General features: G+C 72.2%; 15 protein-coding genes and 1 pseudogene. 9 read left to right on the top strand and 7 right to left on the bottom strand.

Annotated features, from left to right (window positions below; genetic code table 11):
* Nucleotides 1-67: 67 nt before the first annotated feature.
* Complete coding sequence (locus tag ABZ848_RS09480; RefSeq protein WP_360827910.1) at nt 68-1,279, bottom strand: glycosyltransferase; 1,212 nt, start codon at nt 1,277-1,279, stop codon at nt 68-70.
* A 184-nt stretch (nt 1,280-1,463) separates the two neighbouring features.
* Here ABZ848_RS09480 and ABZ848_RS09475 point away from each other — a divergent pair, with 184 nt between their 5' ends.
* The gene (locus tag ABZ848_RS09475; protein WP_360827907.1) at nt 1,464-2,936 is read left to right on the top strand and encodes an FAD-binding protein; all 1,473 of its coding nucleotides are present in this window, start codon (nt 1,464-1,466) and stop codon (nt 2,934-2,936) included.
* Nucleotides 2,937-2,949: 13 nt separating this feature from the next.
* Complete coding sequence (locus ABZ848_RS09470) at nt 2,950-3,903, top strand: hypothetical protein (RefSeq protein WP_360827905.1); 954 nt, start codon at nt 2,950-2,952, stop codon at nt 3,901-3,903.
* Nucleotide 3,904: 1 nt separating this feature from the next.
* Here ABZ848_RS09470 and ABZ848_RS09465 read toward each other — a convergent pair whose 3' ends face one another.
* Nucleotides 3,905-6,205, bottom strand: a complete 2,301-nt coding sequence (locus tag ABZ848_RS09465; RefSeq protein ID WP_360827902.1) for an FdhF/YdeP family oxidoreductase — start codon at nt 6,203-6,205, stop codon at nt 3,905-3,907.
* Between the two features lie 168 nt (nt 6,206-6,373).
* Here ABZ848_RS09465 and ABZ848_RS09460 point away from each other — a divergent pair, with 168 nt between their 5' ends.
* Together ABZ848_RS09460 and ABZ848_RS09455 are read left to right on the top strand one after the other, a co-directional pair.
* Nucleotides 6,374-7,327, top strand: coding sequence for a LysR family transcriptional regulator (locus ABZ848_RS09460; RefSeq protein ID WP_360827899.1), 954 nt, complete (start codon nt 6,374-6,376; stop codon nt 7,325-7,327).
* A gap of 97 nt (nt 7,328-7,424) precedes the next feature.
* Complete coding sequence (locus ABZ848_RS09455; protein WP_360827896.1) at nt 7,425-8,603, top strand: FAD-dependent monooxygenase; 1,179 nt, start codon at nt 7,425-7,427, stop codon at nt 8,601-8,603.
* A 16-nt stretch (nt 8,604-8,619) separates the two neighbouring features.
* Here the strand turns inward: ABZ848_RS09455 and ABZ848_RS09450 are convergent, their stop codons facing one another.
* The gene (locus ABZ848_RS09450) at nt 8,620-9,624 is read right to left on the bottom strand and encodes a LacI family DNA-binding transcriptional regulator (RefSeq protein WP_360827894.1); all 1,005 of its coding nucleotides are present in this window, start codon (nt 9,622-9,624) and stop codon (nt 8,620-8,622) included.
* Between the two features lie 163 nt (nt 9,625-9,787).
* On the opposite strand from ABZ848_RS09450, the gene ABZ848_RS09445 reads away from it, so the two are divergent.
* The 5 genes and pseudogenes from ABZ848_RS09445 (at nt 9,788) to ABZ848_RS09425 (ending at nt 14,756) form a co-directional block, all read left to right on the top strand.
* Nucleotides 9,788-10,678 (top strand): amidohydrolase, encoded by an 891-nt coding sequence (locus ABZ848_RS09445; protein WP_360827891.1) that lies wholly within the window; start codon nt 9,788-9,790, stop codon nt 10,676-10,678.
* Between the two features lie 41 nt (nt 10,679-10,719).
* Complete coding sequence (locus ABZ848_RS09440; RefSeq protein WP_360827888.1) at nt 10,720-11,220, top strand: cysteine dioxygenase family protein; 501 nt, start codon at nt 10,720-10,722, stop codon at nt 11,218-11,220.
* A 113-nt stretch (nt 11,221-11,333) separates the two neighbouring features.
* Complete coding sequence (locus ABZ848_RS09435) at nt 11,334-12,101, top strand: sulfite exporter TauE/SafE family protein (protein WP_360827885.1); 768 nt, start codon at nt 11,334-11,336, stop codon at nt 12,099-12,101.
* Nucleotides 12,102-12,197: 96 nt separating this feature from the next.
* Nucleotides 12,198-13,389, top strand: a pseudogene (locus ABZ848_RS09430) (SLC13 family permease).
* 38 nt (nt 13,390-13,427) lie between these two features.
* A complete protein-coding gene (locus ABZ848_RS09425; RefSeq protein WP_360827883.1) occupies nt 13,428-14,756 on the top strand; it encodes an enolase C-terminal domain-like protein in 1,329 nt (442 codons plus the stop codon).
* A gap of 7 nt (nt 14,757-14,763) precedes the next feature.
* Here ABZ848_RS09425 and ABZ848_RS09420 read toward each other — a convergent pair whose 3' ends face one another.
* The 4 genes from ABZ848_RS09420 to ABZ848_RS09405 are packed head-to-tail and all read right to left on the bottom strand — an operon-like array spanning nt 14,764 to nt 18,547.
* The gene (locus ABZ848_RS09420; RefSeq protein WP_360827880.1) at nt 14,764-15,432 is read right to left on the bottom strand and encodes a response regulator transcription factor; all 669 of its coding nucleotides are present in this window, start codon (nt 15,430-15,432) and stop codon (nt 14,764-14,766) included.
* Nucleotides 15,429-16,757, bottom strand: a complete 1,329-nt coding sequence (locus tag ABZ848_RS09415; RefSeq protein WP_360827877.1) for a histidine kinase — start codon at nt 16,755-16,757, stop codon at nt 15,429-15,431. Before ABZ848_RS09415 ends, ABZ848_RS09420 begins: the two co-directional genes overlap by 4 nt.
* 27 nt (nt 16,758-16,784) lie before the next feature.
* The gene (locus ABZ848_RS09410; protein WP_360827874.1) at nt 16,785-17,618 is read right to left on the bottom strand and encodes an ABC transporter permease; all 834 of its coding nucleotides are present in this window, start codon (nt 17,616-17,618) and stop codon (nt 16,785-16,787) included.
* Nucleotides 17,618-18,547, bottom strand: a complete 930-nt coding sequence (locus ABZ848_RS09405; RefSeq protein WP_360827871.1) for an ATP-binding cassette domain-containing protein — start codon at nt 18,545-18,547, stop codon at nt 17,618-17,620. Before ABZ848_RS09405 ends, ABZ848_RS09410 begins: the two co-directional genes overlap by 1 nt.
* Nucleotides 18,548-18,668: the final 121 nt, after the last annotated feature.

Here is an 18,668-nt window from a genome sequence, read left to right as displayed (position 1 = left end):
TACGTCGGCCTGTCCGGCCGTCCGGCATGAAGACACCGGCGGACGCGCGCGTGTGACAGGGGGGGCGCTACGCCCGGTCGAGCAGCAGCTTCGCCGCCACCGACGCCCCGTCGCCGCGGACGGTGTCGGCCACGGCCTTCGCCCGGACGCCGGTCTCGGGCGCCAGCGCCTTGTCCAGTGCCGCCGACAGGGAGTCGAAGGTGGGCGTCGGCCCGTCGTGGGCCGCGCCGATGCCCAGGTCGGCGACCCGGCCCGCCCAGTACGGCTGGTCCGCCAGCTGCGGCACCACCACCTGCGGCGCGCCGGCCCGGGCCGCCGTCGTCGTGGTGCCCGCGCCGCCGTGGTGCACGACGGCGGCCACCCGGCGGAACAGGGCCTGGTGGTTGGCCTCGCCGACGGCGAAACAGTCGTCCTGCTCGTCGATCAGGCCCAGGTCGGCCCAGCCACGGGCGACCAGCACCCGGCGCCCGTGCGCGCGGGCCGCCTCGACGGCCACTCGGCCCGCGTCCCGCGACTCGTGCAGCGGCATGCTGCCGAAGCCCACGTACACGGGCGGCTCACCGGCCTCCAGGAAGGCCGACAGGTCGTCCGGCAGGGGGCGTTCGTCCGGCCGGATCCACGCCCCGGTCTGTACGACGTCCAGGCCCGGCGTCCCCAGCCACGGGTCCAGCACCGGATCGGTCGCCAGCCACGGCCGGCCGCCGATCACGTAGTCGCGGACGCTCTCCACCGGAGGCAGTCCGACCGACGCACGGTTGGCGTTGAGGGCCTCACCGAACAGCGCGTCGATGTTCCGCGCGTCCAGGTCCCACAGCACCTCGTTGTCGGTCTCCTCGGCGGGCAGCGGCCGGCCCGGGTACTCCAGCGGCCGGCGCCGCGGCGACGGCAGGGTGACCTGCTGGAAGGCGACCGACACGGCCGGGATGCCAAGCTTCTCGGCCACCGACAGCGCACCGGCCGCGGCCGGCAGCAGACCGGCCGCCGCCACCAGCACGTCGCATCCCTCGGCCGCCTCCGTGACCACTTCCAGGTGACCGGCGATCAGCTGGGCCGCGCGCTGCGGCAGCGAAGCCGCCGGCAGCGCGGCCTTGGTCAGCGCGCGGGCCGACGGACCGACCGGCACCAGCGGCACACCGACCCCGCCGAGCAGCCGCGCGAAATCCTCGTCCGGCGGCGCGCACACCCGTACCTCCGCGCCGAGCTCCCGCAGCCGCACGGCGAGTCCCACCATCGGCTCGACGTCCCCGCGCGATCCGTACGTCGACAGCAGCACACGCATCAAGTAACTCCCGTTTCCCCAGGTGACGGCCTCGGCGGGTGATTCTGCGGCACCACCCGGGCCTTGTGGCAAGCCCCCCGGTGGGCTATACGTTGAGGGTGGGAAGGAGCGGCTCCTCGGAGTGCAACTCCCTTACAGTTGCCTGAACTTGGTCATTCCAGGCACTTGTGAGGTGGACGCTCGCATGCCCCGCACCCCGTCACGACGTACCGTCCTGCGCGGACTGACCGTCACCGGAGCGGCCGTGACCGCCTTTGACCCTGCTGCCCGCGGCTGGGCCGCGTCCGGCACCGGGACCGGCCCGGATCTCGCGCGCGTTCCCCCGCTGGACGGCACGCTCGTCATGGACGACCCGTCGCTCACGGCCGCCGCCGAGGACTACGGCCACATCGTGCACCGGCGCCCCGTCGCCGTGCTGCGCCCCGGATCGGTGCGGGACGTCGTCGTCATGGTGCGGTTCTGCAACGAGCACCGGGTGCGGGTCGCGCCGCGCGGCCAGGGACACGCCACCTCCGGCCAGGCACAGGTCCAGGGCGGCCTCGTCATCGAGACGGCCACCCTCGCCGACATCGGCCCCGTGTCCCCGGATGCCACCACCATCACCGTCGGCGCGGGCGCCCGCTGGAGCGAGGTCGCCAAGGCCGCGCTCGCCCACGGCCGCACCCCGCCCGTCTTCACCGACTACCTCGAACTCTCCGTCGGCGGAACCCTGTCCGTCGGCGGCCTCGGCGGCCAGACCCACCGGCACGGCGCCCAGGTCGACAACATCACCGAACTCCAGGTCGTCACCGGAACCGGCGAGCTCGTCCGCTGCTCTCCGACCCGGCACCCCGACCTCTTCCACGCCGTCCTGGCCGGCCTCGGCCAGTGCGCGGTCGTCGTCGGCGCCACGGTCCGCCTGGTGCGCGCGCCGGAGACCGTACGCCACTACCTCCTGCCCTACGACGACCTGGAGACCTTCCTCGCCGACCAGCGCACTCTCGTCGAGGAGGGCCGCTTCGACTACGTCGAGGGCGTGGTCTCGGCGGACACCGGCGGAGCGTTCCGCGTCTTCACCCTGGAGGCGGTGGCCTACGGTCCACCGGTTGGCCCCGCCCCGGACGACACGGTCCTGCTGCGCGGCCTGCGCCACGATCCGTCGGGCGTCGAGAAGACCGACCTCGCCTACTACGACTTCCTGGACCGACTGGCGCCCACGGTCGCCGAGTTGAAGGAGGCCGGCTTCTGGACGTACGCCCATCCCTGGCTCAACCTGCTGCTCCCCGGCGACTCCGCCGCCGCCCTCACGGCCCGCATGCTGGCCGACCTCACCCCGGCCGACCTGGGCCCCGGCGTCGTCCTCGTCTACCCGATCCTGCGCGAGCGCCTCACCGCACCGCTCTTCCGCGCCCCCGACGACCCCGTCCCGTACCTCTTCGCGATCCTGCGCGCCACCCCGCCCGAGGACACCGCCACGGTCGACCGTCTCCTGGCCGCCAACCGCGAGGCCTACGAGGCGGCAGCGGCAGTGGGCGGCACCCAGTATCCGGTCGGCAGCATCCCCTTCACCCGCGCCGACTGGCGCACCTACTTCGGTGCCGAGTGGCCGCGGCTGGAGGCGGCGAAACGGACGTACGACCCCCGACGCATCCTGGTCCCCGGCCAGGGCATCTTCTGAGGCGGGCCGGCCGATGCGAAGAACCGCCTTACTGGTCGCCACCGGTGTCCTCGTCCTCGCGGGCTGCGGACAGCAGGACGACCCGCCCACCGCCGACCCGAGCCCCCTCTCCTCGGACGACCCGAAGTTCCAGCCGCTGGCCGCCTACGACATGTCCGAGGCGGACGGCCGTATCGCGGGCGAGGCCCGCTGGACGCTCGCCAAGAAGTGCATGATCCGCCTCGGGTTCGACAGCCTGAAGGACCTCGACGTCGACCCGGCGCCGGCCTGGCCCGAACGGCCCGCCGACACAGGGGTGGTGACGTCGGTGCTGTACTCCGACGACGACTACCGCTACGGCATCGATGACCCCGGGGAGGCCGCGCGGTACGGCTATCACGCGGCGCAGGCCGCCTACGAGCGCCGCTACCCCGAGAAGAAGTGGACCCTCTCCGAATACCTTGCGCTCACCGGCCAGTTCGTCCGCGACGACGACCCGAGGACCGTGCACGGCCACGCCATTCCGAAACGCGGCTGCCTCGGCGAGGCGGCCCGCGCGATCTACGGCGAGGACCCGCAGGACCGCAAGGACCCGATCCTGGACCTGAAGTCCCGGAGCCTAAAGCAGGGCAAGCGGGACCCCGTCTGGAAACAGGCGGACAAGGAGTGGTCGGTCTGCATGCGGAAAGCGGGTTACCGGTACGACACCCCTGGCGACGCGGAGCTCGGCGAGGACCGCCGACACCAGGAGCTGGAGGACTCGTTGACCGGAGCGCCGTACGACCCGACGAAGCCGTCCGCGCTGGAGAAGAAGACCGCCACCGCCGACGCCCGCTGCAAGCGGCAGACCGGTTACGTCCGCACCGTGCACGCCATCGACGTACGCGTCCAGAACCAGCTCATCGCCGCGAACCGCACCAAGCTGGAGAAGGAGCGGCGCTGGAACGAGGACGCCGCGGAGAAGGCCCGCGACGTCCTCAAGGGGTGACTCACGCCGGGGTTCGGTCGGCCGCCCGCTCCAGGCGTACGACCACGCTCTTCGACGTCGGTGTGTTGCTGATGTCGGCGACGCTGTCGAGCGGGACCAGGACGTTGGTCTCCGGGTAGTAGGCGGCGGCCGAACCCCGGGGCGTCGGGTAGGAGACGAGGCGGAAGTCGTCGGCGCGGCGCTCGGTGCCGTCGGTCCAGATGCTGATGAGGTCGACCAACTCGCCGTCCTCCAGGCCGAGTTCGTCCAGGTCGGCGCGGTTGACGAGGACGACGCGGCGGCCTCCCTTGATGCCCCGGTAGCGGTCGTCCATCGCGTACGGGATGGTGTTCCACTGGTCGTGCGAGCGCAGGGTCTGCAGGATCAGGTGGCCCTTGGGCGCCTGGAGCATCGTGAAGTCGTTGGCGGTGAAGACCGCCTTGCCGGACGCCGTGCGGAACACCTTGCTGTTGACCGGGTTGGGGAGGCGGAAGCCGCCGGGCTTGCGGACCCGCTCGTTGAAGTCGTTGAAGCCGTCGACGACTTGGGCGATCCGGTCGCGGACGCGGTCGTAGTCGGCCTCGAACTCCGCCCAGGGGATGGCGGGTTGGGGGCCCAGCACCTTGCGAGCCAGGCGGCTGATGATGGACACCTCGCTCAGCAGGTGCTCGGAGGCCGGGGCGAGGCGGCCGCGGGTGGCGTGGACCTCGCTCATCGAGTCCTCGACCGTCATGAACTGCTCGCCGCCCGCCTGCACGTCACGGTCGCTGCGGCCGAGCGTCGGCAGGATCAGTGCCCTGCGGCCGCACACCGCGTGCGAGCGGTTCAGCTTGGTCGAAATGTGCACTGTCAGACGGCAGTTGCGCAGGGCCCGCTCGGTGACGTCGCTGTCCGGAGTGGCCCGTACGAAGTTGCCCGCGACGCCGACGAAGACCTTGGCGCGTCCGTCGCGCATGGCGCGGATCGAGTCGACCGAGTCCAGGCCGTGGGCCGAGGGCGGGGTGAAGCCGAACTCGGCGCCGAGCCGGTCCAGGAAGGACTGCGGCATACGCTCGAAGATGCCCATCGTGCGGTCGCCCTGCACGTTGCTGTGTCCCCGCACCGGGCAGACGCCCGCGCCCGGACGGCCGATGTTCCCGCGCAGCAGAAGGAAGTTGACGACCTCCCTGATCGTCGGCACGCCGTGCTTGTGCTGGGTCAGGCCCATCGCCCAGCACACGATGACGCTGCGGCTGGCCAGCACGCGCGCGTGCACCTGCTCGATCTCGTCCCGGGTGAGCCCGGTGGCCTCCAGGACCTCGTCCCAGGACGTCTTGCGGATGTGCTCGGCGAAGGCCTCGTACCCCGTGGTGTGAGCCTCGATGAACTCCCGGTCCAGGACCGTGCCCGGCTCCTTGTCCTCCGCCTCCAGGAGCAGCAGGTTCAGCGCCTGGAACAGGGCGAGGTCGCCGCCGGGGCGGATCTGCAGGAACTGGTCGGCGATCTCGGTGCCGCGGCCGACGATCCCGCGGGCCTTCTGCGGATGCTTGAAGCGCAGCAGCCCCGCCTCGGGGAGCGGGTTGACGGCGACGACATGGCCGCCGCGGCGCTTGGTCTCCTCCAGCGCGGAGAGCATGCGCGGGTGGTTGGTGCCGGGGTTCTGGCCCACGACGAAGACCAGGTCGGAGTCGTAGAGGTCGTCGAGGCTGACGCTGCCCTTGCCGATGCCCAAGGTCTCGTTCAGGGCCGAACCGCTGGACTCGTGGCACATGTTGGAGCAGTCCGGCAGGTTGTTGGTACCGAAGGCCCGCGCGAACAGCTGGAGCAGGAAGGCGGGTTCGTTCGCCAGCCGCCCGGAAGTGTAGAACAGCGCCTCGTCCGGGTGGTCGAGGGCGCGCAGCTCCTCGGCCAGCAGGTCCAGGGCCTCGTCCCAGCCGATCGGCTCGTAGTGCTCGGCGCCCTCGCGCAGCACCATCGGCTCGGTCAGCCGGCCCTGCTGGTTGAGCCAGTAGTCCGACTTCCGGTTCAGCTCGTCGACCGAGTGACGGCGGAAGAAGTCCGCGGTCACCCGCCGGGACGTGGCCTCGTCGGCGATGTGCTTGGCGCCGTTCTCGCAGTACTCGTTGCGGTGCCGCTTGCCCGGCGCGGGCTCGGGCCAGGCACAGCCGGGGCAGTCGAAGCCCTTGGTCTGGTTGATGTTGAGCAGCGTCAGGGCCGTGCGCTTCGGCGAGGTCTGCCCGAGGGCGTACTGGAGCGCGTGCACGACCGCGGGGGCGCCGGTGGCCCATGTCTTGGGCGCCGTCACGGACAGCTCGGCCTCGTCCGGCTCTTCCAGGTCCCGCATCGAGTGCCCCGCCCTCTCCGTCCGCTCGTAACAGGCCCACTCTTCGGCAGTGCGTCGGGGCAGGTCAAAGCGGAGTTTCCGATCGTTTGAGAAGCAGCACCGATCAGTGCCGGACAGCCGGGGTGGGCCGTCGGTGCCGGGCGGGCGGATCCGGGGGATCATGGGAGCGTGCTGCTGCGCCAACTCGAGTACCTCGTCGCCCTCGCCCGCGCCCGCCACTTCGCTAAGGCGGCGCAGGCCTGCTACGTCTCCCAGCCGGCCCTGTCCGAGGGCATCCGCAAGCTGGAGGAGGAGCTCGGCATCCCACTGGTCCAGCGGGGCCGCAGGTTCGACGGGCTCACCCCGGAGGGCGAGCGGGTCGTCGTCTGGGCGCAGCGCATCCTCGCCGACCGGGACGCGATGGAGAGCGAGATCCAGGCACTGCGGGCAGGCCTGACCGGCCGCCTGCGCATCGGCACCGTCCCGACCGCCTCCACCGCGGTCGCCCTCCTCACCCAGCCCTTCTGTGCCGCAAACCCACTCGCCACGGTCCAGGTCTTCGCCGACCTGCAGGCCGAGGACATCGTGGGCAGGCTCCGGACGTACGAACTCGACGCCGCCGTCACCTACCACAGCTCCGTCGCGGCGCACGACTTCAGGTTCGTGCCGCTGTACCAGGAGCGGTACGTCCTGCTGACCCAGCGCACCGCCCCCGACGCGGACCCCGCCGAGATCTCCTGGGAGGACGCGGCCCAGTACCCCCTGTGCCTGCTGCACCCGATGATGCAGGGCCGCCAGGTGCTCGACGCGGTGTTCGAGGCCGTGGGCGTCTCGGTGACCCCGCGTGTGGAGACCGACTCGATCGCCTCACTGTTCGCGCAGGTCAGGGCCGGGCAATGGGCGAGCGTCGTACCGTACGCCTGGCTGCACGTCTTCGGTGTCCCCGCGGGCATGCACGCCGTCCCACTGGTCCGCCCGGTCCGCTCGGAACGCATCGGCCTGGTCCTCCCGGCCCGCGAGCCCGTCCCCGTGATCGGCCAGGCACTGATCGATGTCGTCGACCGGGCGGGGATCGCGGCGACGTTGGAGCGGCTGCCGCATGAGGCGCCGGGCGGCGACACGGCATTCGGGAAACAGCGGTAGCGGCCACTCGACGCCTACGGGCATTGTGGCCCAAACACCCTGTGGAGTCCCGGACTTGCCTTCGCTAACCTCGCGCGTGGACGAATGGGGGCCGTTCATGCGGGCGATCGTCGTGGGGGCGGGTATCGGGGGACTGGCCGCGACGCTGAGTCTGCGCCGGGGCGGGCACGAGGTCACGCTGGTCGAGCAGAGCCCGAGGTTCACCGAGACCGGCGCCGGGATCCAGCTCGCGCCCAACGCCACGCGCGAACTGCGCCGCCTCGACCGGCTCGACGCGGTGGCCGCACAGTCCACCCGGCCCACCGGCATCAGCTTCCGCACGTGGTCCGACGGGACCGAGATCTGCAACTACGCGCTCGGGCGTGAGGCCGAGGACGCCTTCGGGGCGCCGTACCTCCAGGTCCACCGTGCCGATCTGCAAGGGGCGTTGGCCGCCGGCGTGCCGTCCGCGGTCGTGCGGCTGGGCGCGCAGGTCGTGGGCATCGGGCAGGACGACGAGTCCGCCTGGGTGACGACGGCTAACGGCGAGCGACTGGGCGCGGACCTGGTGGTGGCCGCGGACGGGATACGTTCCGCCGCCCGCCAGTGGCTCTTCGGCACGGACGCGGTGATCTTCTCGAGGACGGCCGCGTACCGGGCACTGCTCCCGGCCGAAGAGGTCGCCGACCTGGACCTCCCCGATACCGGCATCTGGCTCGGACCGGGCCGGCACTTCGTCCACTACTGGGTGCGCCGGGGCGAACTGCTCAACGTCGTCGCGGTGTTCAGCACCGAGGCCCCGATGCAGGAGTCATGGACGGCGCGGGCCGAACCGGGGGAGCAGTTGCGCGAGTTCGAGGGCTGGGCCACCCCCGTGCTGACCGTCCTGGAACGCGCCGGCCAGGTCTTCAGCTACGGCATCCACACCCGCGCCCCGCTCGCCCGCTGGAACACCGGCCGGGTCACCCTGCTCGGCGACAGCGCCCACGCGATGGTCCCGTTCCAGGCCCAGGGCGCCGCCCAGGCGATCATGGACGCGGCGGTGCTCGGCGACTGCCTCACCGACGTGACCCCGGACGCCGTACCCGAGGCGCTGGAACGCTATGTACGCCGACGGCTCGACGCCGCCACCGGCATGCAGGCCCGCTCCGCCCAGGCCGGCGAGGAGTTCCACCTGCCGGACGGCCCGGAGGCCGAGGCCCGCAACGCGCGGATGGCGGCGTACGCGGCCGAGCACAGGTTCCTGCCGGTGGCGACGGCATGGGCGGTCGACGTGCTGGACGAGAAGGAACCGTAAGCGGCCCGGGCGCCCCTCACACCCGCACCGCCGACCCCCGCTCACTCATCCGCGGCGCACACAACACCCTCTTCTTCCGCACCCGTTTCCCCTCGATCGCCGCGACCGTCAATCGCGCCGCCTCCGCCGCGATCTCCGTCAGCCCCCAGTCCACCGTGGTCAGCGGCGGCGTGAGCACCCGAGACACCGGATGGTCGTCGAAGCCGACCACCGACACGTCCCGGCCCACCCTCAACGAGGACTCCGCCGCGGCCGCGTACACCCCGTAGGCGAGGGAGTCCGAGAAGCAGAACACGGCCGTCGCCGGACGCGAACTGTCCAGTACCCGCCGCGCCACCGCCGTCGCCTCGCCCAACTCCTGCGGACACGGCACCAGTTCGGCCAGCAGCCCGAGCCGGTCGGCCGCCTCGCGGACGTACACGTCGGCCGGCCGGTCCGGCGTGCTCGGCCGCGTCGGCGTCAGCACGGTCACCCGGCGGTGGCCGAGCGCGTGCAGATACTCCAGTACGGCGTCGATTCCGGCCCGGTTGTCGAAGATGACCTGCCCCGCCGTGCGGGCCCGGCTCAGCGAGTCGCCGACGGCCACCACCGGCAGCGCCTCGGCGATCGCCGCCCAGCCCTTCGCCGCCGGGTTCACCGGGGACACCAGCAGCGCGTCCACCCGCTGGTCGCGCAGCTGCTTGGCGAGGACCAGCTCGCGGTCGGGGTCGCCGCCCGCGTCCAGGATCAGCGCGTAGCGGTCACCGGCCAGCAGCTCCCGGCCGATGGCGGCCATCAGCTGCTGCTGCCACAGGTCCTGGAGGTCGCCGGCGAGGACACCGACCATGCTGGTGCGGCCGCTGGCGAGGGCGCGGGCGATCGGATCGGCCTCGTAGCCGAGTTCGGCCGCGGCCTTGCGCACCCGCTTCTCGGTCTCCTTCGAGACGTGTTTGCCGCGCAGGGCGTACGACACGGCGGCGGTGGAGAGGCCCGTGGCCTCGGCCACCTCCCGAAGGGTGGTGCGCTTGTTGGGCCTGGCCATGCCGGGAAGCCTACCGGGACGGCGCCGCGCCGGGGGTGCACGGCCCGCCGACACCCCCGTATCCCGTCGTGTCCCGTGAGGGTCGGTCTTGACACCCTGCCTTGTTAAGCGCTTAAGTTAACCGCATAAGTGAACCGCTTAACCCCGCTAGAGGAACGCCCGCGTGCTCACCGACGTCCACCAGCACATCTGGCCGCCCGCCTTCACCGAGCTGCTGCGCTCCCGCACGTCACCGCCGTACCTGGACGGCTGGACCCTGCACCTGAACGGTGAGCCGCCCTACGACGTCGACCCCGCCGACCACGACCTCGCCGCCCGCACCCGGCTCGCCGCCGTCGACGGACTCGACCTCGCCCTGGTCTCCCTCTCCAGCCCCCTCGGCATCGAGTACCTCCCGCCCGCCGAGGCCGCCCCGCTCCTCGATGCCTTCCACGACGGCGCCCTCGCCCTCCCGGCACCGTTCGGCGTCTGGGCCTCGCCCTGCCTCTCCGCACCGGACCCCGAAGCCGTCGACCGCGAGCTCCGCCGCGGCTGCGTCGGCCTCCAACTCCCCGCCACAGCAGTCGTGGACGCCGGGGGATGGGAGCGCTGCGCGCCTCTCCTCGACGTCCTCACCCACCACGACAAGCCCCTCTTCGTCCACCCGGGACCGGCGTCGGCGACTCCGGGCGCCCCGCCGTGGTGGCCCGCCCTGGTCCCGTACGTGCAGCAACTGCACGCGTCCTGGTTCGCCTTCCGCGCCCACGGCCGCCCCCGCCACCCGCGCCTGCGCGTCTGCTTCGCAGCCCTGGCCGGGCTCGCGCCGCTGCACGGCGAGCGGCTCACCGCCCGTGGCGGCGGTCGCGGGGAGATCGACTTCGACGTGTTCTACGAGACCTCCTCCTACGGCACCAAGGCCGCCGACGGGCTGGTCCGCGCCGTCGGCATCGATGTGGTCGTCAGCGGCAGCGACCGCCCGTACGCACCCCTCGTCGTCCCGGACCTCGGCGCGCCCGCCGCCGTGCACGCCCTGCGCACCGCGAACCCGGCGCGGCTGCTCAACGGCCGTACCTGAGCCGTGCCTTGTCGGATCCCAGCCCCCGAAAGGAGCCACCCATGACCTACGAGTCCCTGCCCGAGCGCATCCTCGACAAGCGTGAACTCCAGGCGCTCGTCGCCGACCTCGCCGCCCGTCCCGAGGTCTGGCGCGAACATGTGGCCTTCTCCGACGGGGAGCGGCACTACGCGTCCCTGTACCGCGACGAGTACGTCGACGTCTGGCTGCTGTGCTGGACCCGGCGCAACGACACCGGCTGGCACGACCACGACCTGTCCGCCGGTGCCGTCACCGTCGTCCAGGGCGCGATCGACGAGTCCGCCCTGCGCATCGGCGGCACCCATCTCTCCCACACCTTCGAGACCGGCGAGTCCTTCTGCTTCGGCCCGGAGCACATCCACCGGCTCACCGGCGCGACCGACGACGCGGTCTCCATCCACGCCTACTCGCCGCCGCTGTGGCGGCTCGGCCAGTACGACATCACCGGGGACGGGCTGATGCGCCGTATCTCCGTCTCGTACGCGGACGAACTCCGGCCCCTGGACAGCCCGGCCGCCTGACCGGCTCCCGGGAGGGTGTCTCCCTATGTAGACACCGTCTTACGTGTGGGACGCCTGCCGTGCAGGATGGGTCCTTCGTGCACACAACCGTGCGCAGAACGAAGGGGGTCCGCGTGGCAGGCGAGTCCGTGCCTCTGCTCGTCCTGGCCGGTGTCGCCTCCGGGCTCGCGGGGTCGATCGCCGGACTGGCCTCGCTGTTCAGCTATCCGGCGCTGCTGGCCGCGGGGCTGCCGCCGGTGGCCGCCAACGTCACCAACACCGTGGCGCTGTTCGCCAACGCCGCCGGAACCGCGGCCGGTTCGCGCGAGGAGCTGAGAGGGCAGGGGCGTCGCCTGGGCCGACTGGCGGTGCTCGCCGCCGCCGGCGGTTCGGTCGGCGCGGCCCTGCTGCTCGGCACGCCCTCGTCGACGTTCGAGCGTGTCGTGCCCTGGCTGATCGCCCTGGGCTCGGTGCTGATCCTCGTACGTGAACCGCTGCGGCGGCTGACCGACCGGTGGGCCCCGCACGACGACCGGGGGCCGCGCCTTACCCTCCCGCTGATCTGCGCGGTCCTTCTCGTGGGGCTCTACGGCGGCTACTTCGGCGCCGCGGCGGGCGTACTGATGGTCGCGGTGCTGTCCCTGTCCGCCGACGAGCCCCTGCGTGTGACCAACGCCGTGAAGAACGTCGTCACCGGAGCGGCCAACGTCACCGCCGCGATCGCGTACGCCTTCCTGGCCCCGGTCGACTGGCGGGCCGCGGCGGCGCTCGGCGTGGGATGCCTGGCCGGCAGCCGGGTGGGGCCGGTCGTCGTGCGGCGGCTGCCCGAGAAGCCGCTGCGGATCGCCATCGCGCTGGCCGGCCTGGGGCTGGCGGTCTCGCTGTGGCTGCGACGCGGCTGACCGCCACTCTAACCTGGGTCCTCATATATGGACGGCGTCCTCATGCGGGGGCGGTGACTCGAGAGTGTGAACGGCGGCGCGAAGGAGAACTGACACATGCCGCTCGTGGTCGTGGAGATGAGCGTGCTGGCCCTGATCCTGTTGATGACGAGCTTCCGGCGTTGCCGTCGTCCGGGGCGTACGCGACGGCATCGGCGGCCAGATCGGCGACACGATGCTCACCATCGGCCTCGGGGCCATGGTCGGCCGGGTGATGGGGGACTCCGGCGCCGCCCAGCGGATAGCCACCCGGCTGCTCGACATCTGCGGTCCGCGCTGGGTGCAGGTCGCGATGGTGCTGACCGCGATGCTGATCGGCGTGACCATGTTCTACGAGGTCGCCTTCGTCATCATCGTGCCGGTCGCGTTCACCCTGGTCCGGGTCACCCGCTCCAACCTGCTGTGGGTGGGCCTGTCCATGTCCATCGCCCTGTCCACCATGCACAGCTTCCTGCCGCCGCACCCCGGCCCGACCGCGGTGGCCGCCACCTTCCACGCCTCCACCGGGCTCACCCTGTTCTACGGCCTGTTCATCGCCGTCCCGGCCGGCGCCCTCATCGCCCCGACCTGGCCGCGACTGCCCTTCGTGCGCGCGATGAACCCCGAGATACCCAGGGGCCTGGTCAGCGAGCGCGTCTTCGAGGACGACGAGCTGCCCGGCATGGGCTGGTCCCTGGCCGTCGCCCTGCTGCCCGTGGTGCTGATCGCGGGCGCGGCCGTCACCGCCCTGGCGACCTCCTCGTCCACCCCCTTCCTGCACTTCGTGGCCTTCGTCGGCTCCGCCCCGATCGCCCTGCTGCTCACCCTGCTCCTCGCGATCTGGGCGCTCGGCCCGCGCATCGGCCGCAGCCTCGCCGAGGTCGCCACCTCGTGCCGCGAGGCCGCCCAGGCGATGGCGATGATCCTGCTCGTCATCGGCGCCGGCGGAGCCTTCAAGAACGTCCTCGTCGAGGGCGGCATCTCCGACTACATCAAGGCGACCGTCGCCGTCGTCACCGCCTCCGGCGTCGCGCTCCCGCTGCTCGCCGGCAGCGGAGCTCACCCCGGGGTGATGGTGCTCGCCGTCTCCTGCGGCTCCATCGCGTTCTCCCATGTGAACGACCCGGGCTTCTGGATGTTCAAGGAGTACTTCAACCTGTCCGTCATCGACGCCATCAAGGCCCGTACGACCTACACCACCGTCCTCGCCGTCCTGGGCCTGGGCGGAGTACTGGTCATGGAACAGGTACTGGACGCCCTGAAGGTCTGACCGCCTCAACCCCCCTCACAGGAACGGCACTTACCGCCATGAGCCAGCCCGTCGTCACCAAGTTCTCGGTCTACCCGGTCGCCGGCCGCGACTCCATGCTCCTGAACCTCTCCGGCGCGCACGCCCCGTACTTCACCCGGAACGTCGTCGTCATCGAGGACTCCGAGGGACGCACCGGCCTCGGTGAGGTGCCCGGCGGCGAGAAGATCACGCGGACGCTGCGCGAGGCCGGACCCCTCGTCCTCGGCGCCCGCTTGGGCGACTACAGGCGCGTACTACGCACTCTCCAGGCGGAGTTCGCCGACCGTGACACCGGCGGCCGCGGCGCCCAGACCTTCGACCTGCGCACCACCGTGCACGCCGTCACCGCCGTCGAGTCGGCCCTCCTCGACCTGCTCGGCCAGCACCTGGAGCTCCCGGTCGCGGCCCTGCTCGGCGACGGCCAACAGCGCGACTCCGTACGGGTCCTGGGCTACCTCTTCTACGTCGGCGACCCGGACCGCACCGACCTCGACTACGTCCGCGAACCGGACTCGGACGTGCCCTGGTACCGCGTCCGGCGCGAGGAGGCGCTGACCCCGGAGGCGATCGTCCGCCAGGCCGAGGCCGCCCACGACCTGTACGGCTTCCGGGACTTCAAGCTCAAGGGCGGAGTCCTCGCGGGCGCCGAGGAGGTCAAGGCCGTACGGGCGCTCAAGGACCGCTTCCCCGAGGCCCGCATCACGCTCGACCCCAACGGCGCCTGGTCCCTGCGCGAGGCCGTCGAACTGTGCCGGCCCCTCCTCGGCACCCTCGCCTACGCCGAGGACCCCTGCGGTGCCGAGGACGGCTACTCGGGCCGCGAGATCCTCGCGGAGTTCCGCCGGGCCACCGGACTGCCCACGGCGACCAACATGATCGCCACCGACTGGCGGCAGCTCACTCACGCCCTGGCCCTGCAGTCCGTCTCCATCCCCCTCGCCGACCCGCACTTCTGGACCATGCAGGGCTCGGTGAGGGTGGCCCAGCTGTGCAACTCCCTGGGCCTGACCTGGGGTTGCCACTCCAACAACCACTTCGACATCTCCCTCGCGATGATGGCGCACTGCGGGGCCGCGGCCCCCGGCGAGTACAACGCCCTCGACACCCACTGGATCTGGCAGGAGGGCGCGGAACGCCTCACCGTCGACCCGCCCCGCATCACCGGCGGCGAGGTCGCCGTGCCGGACGCGCCCGGCCTGGGCGTCCGCCTCGACCGGGACCGGCTGCTCGCGGCGCACGAGCTGTACCGTTCGAAGGCGCTGTCCGGCCGCGACGACGCGACCGGCATGCGCTACCTGATCGAGGACTGGACCTTCGACGCCAAGCGTCCCTGCCTCGTCCGCTGAAGCCGCTTCAGGGTCGCGCTTTCACCAGCCCGGCGTCGTACGCCATGATCACGGCCTGGATGCGGTCCCGGGCGCCGATCTTGGCGAGGACGCGTCCGACGTGCTTCTTGACGGTGGATTCGGTGAGGACGAGCCGTTCGGCGATCTCGGTGTTGGTCCAGCCGCGGCCGATGGCGACCAGGACCTCGCGCTCGCGGTCGCTGAGCGTCTGCAGCCGGGGGTCCTCGGGCGCGGGCGCTCCGGACGGTGCGAGCACCTGGTGGGCGTAGGCGTCCAGCAGCCGACGGGTCAGGCTCGGCGCGACGACGGCGTCGCCGGTGGCAACCGCGTGGATGCCCGCGACGAGCTCCTCGGGCCGCGCGTCCTTCAGCAGGAAGCCGCTGGCACCGGCCCGCAGCCCCTCGTACGCGTACTCGTCGAGATCGAAGGTCGTCACGATCAGCACGCGCGTACGGCCGCCGCCCGCGACGATCCGCCGGGTCGCCTCCAGGCCGTCCATGCCGGGCATGCGCACGTCCATCAGGACCACGTCGGGCCGCAGCTCCGCGGCCAGCCGCACCGCCTCGGCCCCGTGCGCGGCCTCGCCGACCGGGGTCACACCGGGAGTGCCCTCCAGGAGCATGCGGAAGCCGAGCCGCTGCAGGGGCTGGTCGTCGGCGATCAGGACGGTGGTCACGGCAGCTGTTCTCCCTCGGCGGGCAGGGACGGTACGTCGAGCACGACGTCCACGATCCAGCCGGCCCCGCCCGCGCGGGGGCCGACGGTGACGTCTCCGCCGTACATGGCGGCCCGCTGCCGGATCCCGACCAGACCGTGCCCGGTCTCGTCCGCCCGGCCGGCCTCCGGCCGTGCTCCAGGGGGTACGCCGGTGTCGGTGACCCGGATGCGCAGCGTGCCGGTGTCGGCGGCGACCGAGACCTCGGCGGTGGCGCCCGGGCCCGCGTGCTTGAGCGTGTTGGTCAGGGCTTCCTGCACGATGCGGTAGACGGTGAGCTGCACACCGCTGCCGAGCGCGTCGAGGTCGCCCACCGTCCGGTAGGTCACCGCCAGTCCGGCCGCGCGCACCCGGGCGAGGAGCGGGTCGAGGTCGCGGATGGCCGGCTGGGGGCTCAACAGCCGTTCGTTCTCCTGCTCCTCGCGCAGGACGCCGAGCACGCGGCGCAGTTCGCCCATGGCCTGGCGGCCGGTGTCGCCCAGGATGCGCAGGGCCTCGGCGGACCGCTCGCCCCGGTTGGCGGCGAGGGCGGCTGCGCCGTCGGCGACACCGACCATGACGGAGAGGTTGTGGCCGACGATGTCGTGCATCTCGCGGGCGACACGGGCCCGTTCGGCGGCCGCGGTGAGCCGGACCCGCTGGTCCCGCTCGACCTCAAGGCGGGTGGCTCGGTCCTCCAGGGCCGCCAGGTACAGGCGCCGGATACGCAGCGTCAGGCCGGTGGCGATGGCCGCCGTCGCGGTGCACAGCATGAAGAAGAGGCCGATGAGGGGGTGATCGACGGGAACAAGGAAACAGACCGCCGCCGTGAGCGCGGCTGCCGTCAACGCGGCGGCCCAGCCCAGAGCCCGCAGGGAGCCGCGCAGCGCGAGGGAGTACAGGGCCACCAGGGCACTGACGCCGGCCTGCTGCCAGACGCCCAGCGTCCACTGGACGAGGGACACCGCCAGGATGACGAAGCAGACGGCGGCCGGGGCCCGGCGGCGCCACCACAGCGGCGCGATCAGCGCGACGGCGAGGAGCCACAGCACCGGGGTGGTCACCTCACCGCGGTTGCCGGTCTCCCCGAACGGGCCGTGATTGTCGGGGGAGATCAGGTCGGGCAGGCTCAGCAGGGCGACGACCAGCACCAGCACGGTGTCGAACAGCCACGGATACCGGCTGTCCATCCGCCGTCGGTGGCTCTGGCCGCGCAGCAGCCGGCCGAGCACCGGATGCGCCCAGGCCGCGTCGAGCCCGGGGGACGGCGCGGCAGCCGTCCCCCGGGTGCTGTCCTCCCGGCTCATGGTGTCCATTGTGCTCGTACGGGCAGGTCAGGCGTCGGTCCGCAGCAGCCGTACGGCCGCCCCGGCGAGCGCCAGCGCCACCCAGCCGGCGAAGACCGCGAGCCCCGCCCCGGGCGAGAGCGAGTCCGAGGACTGGTGCAGGGCGTAGACCGCCGACCCGGCGTTGCTGGGGAAGTACGGGTTGATGTCGTCGTACAGGGAGTCGGGCAGCAGCTGGGCCAGACCGGGCAGGATCAGCAGGACGCCGACCAGGACGGCGATGGCTCCGGCGGAGGAGCGCAGCAGCATGCCGAGCGCCACGCCGAACACCGCGACCAGACCCAGGTAGACGCCGGCGCCGGCCAGGCTGCGCAGCACACCGTCGTCGCCCAGCGAGAGCGCGATCTTCTCGCCGTGCAGGCCCAGCGTGCCCAGTTGGAACGCGGCCAGCGCGGCCGGCGTGGTGAGGACCAGTGCGATCGGGCCGATCACGGCCGCCTTGGACCACAGCACCGGCAGCCGGCGCGGGACCGCGGCGAGCGTGGAGCGGATCATGCCGGTGGTGTACTCGCCCGCGGACAGCAGCACGCCGAGGACTCCCACGGCCAGCGAGGCGAAGGTCGCCCCGAGCAGGGCCAGACTCACGGCGTCCTGGTCGCCGGAGCCCGGGCCGGGCCCGCCGCCGTTCCCGGTGGTGTCGGGGCTGTAGGTGGCGGCGGCGATCGCGCCGAAGGCGACCAGCAGCACCACGGCGACCGCGAGGGTGATCCAACTGGAGCGCAGCGACCAGAACTTGGCCCACTCCGAGCGCAGCACCCGGGGGCCGGTCACCTTGTACGCCGTCCTGGGCGCGGGTACCGCGGTGAGGTCGGTGGCGGTCATCAGGCGGCCTTTCGGGACGTGTCGGCGGGGCCGCTCTGGTACTCCACGGCGTCGTGCGTGAGTTGCATGAAGGCCTCCTCCAAGGAGACGGACTGCGAGGTGAGTTCGTACAGCGCCACCCCGTGCCGGGCGGCGATCGAGCCGATCTCCCGGGCGTCCCGCCCCAGCACCAGCAGCTCCTCGGCGGACGAGGAGGCGATCGTGACGTCGGGCCCGGCGAGCAGCGAACGAAGCCGTACGGCCTCGGCGGTGGCGACCTTCACGCCACCGCCGCCGGCCTCCCGCACGAAGTCGTCCACGGTGGTGTCCGCGAGCAGCCGGCCGCGCCCGATGATCACCAGGTGGTCGGCGATCAGCGCGGTCTCGCCCATCAGGTGCGAGGAGAGCATCACGGCCCGGCCCTCGTCGGCGAGGCCGCGCAGGAGGTTGCGCACCCACAGCACGCCCTCGGGGTCGAGGCCGTTGACCGGTTCGTCCAGCATGATGATCGCCGGGTCGCCGAGCAGGGCGGCGGCGATGCCGAGCCGCTGCCCCATGCCGAGGGAGAAGGCGCCGACGCGCTTGCCGGCCACGCTGGTGAGACCCGCGAGCTCGATCACCTCGTCCACCCGGCTGCGCGGGATGCCGTGCGTGTGGGCCAGCGCCATGAGGTGGTTGAAGGCGGTGCGGCCCGGGTGGACGGACTTGGCCTCCAGCAGGGTGCCGATCTCCTGGAGCGGCGCGGAGTGCGTGGCGTAGGTGTGGCCGTTGACGGTGACCGAACCCGAGGTGGGGGAGTCCAGGCCGATGACCATGCGCATGGTCGTGGACTTGCCCGCGCCGTTGGGGCCGAGGAAGCCGGTCACCTCGCCGGGCTTGACGGTGAAGCTCAGGTGGTCGACCACCGTCTTGTCCCCGTACCGCTTGGTCAGTTCACGTGCCTCGATCATGGGTGGCCCCTTCTCGCCTCTCGCGCTTCCGCCTCCGAAGCTATGAGCGCGGCGGGCGGCGGCCCTGGGACCACGGGGGACACTTCGGAGCCCGACTGGTACCGCGGTACCAGTCCGGTCT

The organism is Streptomyces sp. NPDC047081 (genome assembly GCF_040643775.1).
Classification (GTDB): Bacteria; Actinomycetota; Actinomycetes; order Streptomycetales; family Streptomycetaceae; genus Streptomyces.
The sequence above is the reverse complement of the archived record's forward strand: the minus strand, read 5'-3'. Positions and strand labels throughout refer to the sequence as shown.

Excerpts from the sequence above, each read along its gene's own strand:
- ABZ848_RS09480 (WP_360827910.1), bottom strand. The coding sequence starts at position 1,279 with ATGCGTGTGCTGCTGTCGACGTACGGATCGCGCGGGGACGTCGAGCCG.
- ABZ848_RS09475 (WP_360827907.1), top strand. The coding sequence starts at position 1,464 with ATGCCCCGCACCCCGTCACGACGTACCGTCCTGCGCGGACTGACCGTC.
- ABZ848_RS09470 (WP_360827905.1), top strand. The coding sequence starts at position 2,950 with ATGCGAAGAACCGCCTTACTGGTCGCCACCGGTGTCCTCGTCCTCGCG.
- ABZ848_RS09465 (WP_360827902.1), bottom strand. The coding sequence starts at position 6,205 with ATGCGGGACCTGGAAGAGCCGGACGAGGCCGAGCTGTCCGTGACGGCG.
- ABZ848_RS09455 (WP_360827896.1), top strand. The coding sequence starts at position 7,425 with ATGCGGGCGATCGTCGTGGGGGCGGGTATCGGGGGACTGGCCGCGACG.
- ABZ848_RS09450 (WP_360827894.1), bottom strand. The coding sequence starts at position 9,624 with ATGGCCAGGCCCAACAAGCGCACCACCCTTCGGGAGGTGGCCGAGGCC.
- ABZ848_RS09440 (WP_360827888.1), top strand. The coding sequence starts at position 10,720 with ATGACCTACGAGTCCCTGCCCGAGCGCATCCTCGACAAGCGTGAACTC.
- ABZ848_RS09425 (WP_360827883.1), top strand. The coding sequence starts at position 13,428 with ATGAGCCAGCCCGTCGTCACCAAGTTCTCGGTCTACCCGGTCGCCGGC.
- ABZ848_RS09415 (WP_360827877.1), bottom strand. The coding sequence starts at position 16,757 with ATGAGCCGGGAGGACAGCACCCGGGGGACGGCTGCCGCGCCGTCCCCC.
- ABZ848_RS09410 (WP_360827874.1), bottom strand. The coding sequence starts at position 17,618 with ATGACCGCCACCGACCTCACCGCGGTACCCGCGCCCAGGACGGCGTAC.
- ABZ848_RS09405 (WP_360827871.1), bottom strand. The coding sequence starts at position 18,547 with ATGATCGAGGCACGTGAACTGACCAAGCGGTACGGGGACAAGACGGTG.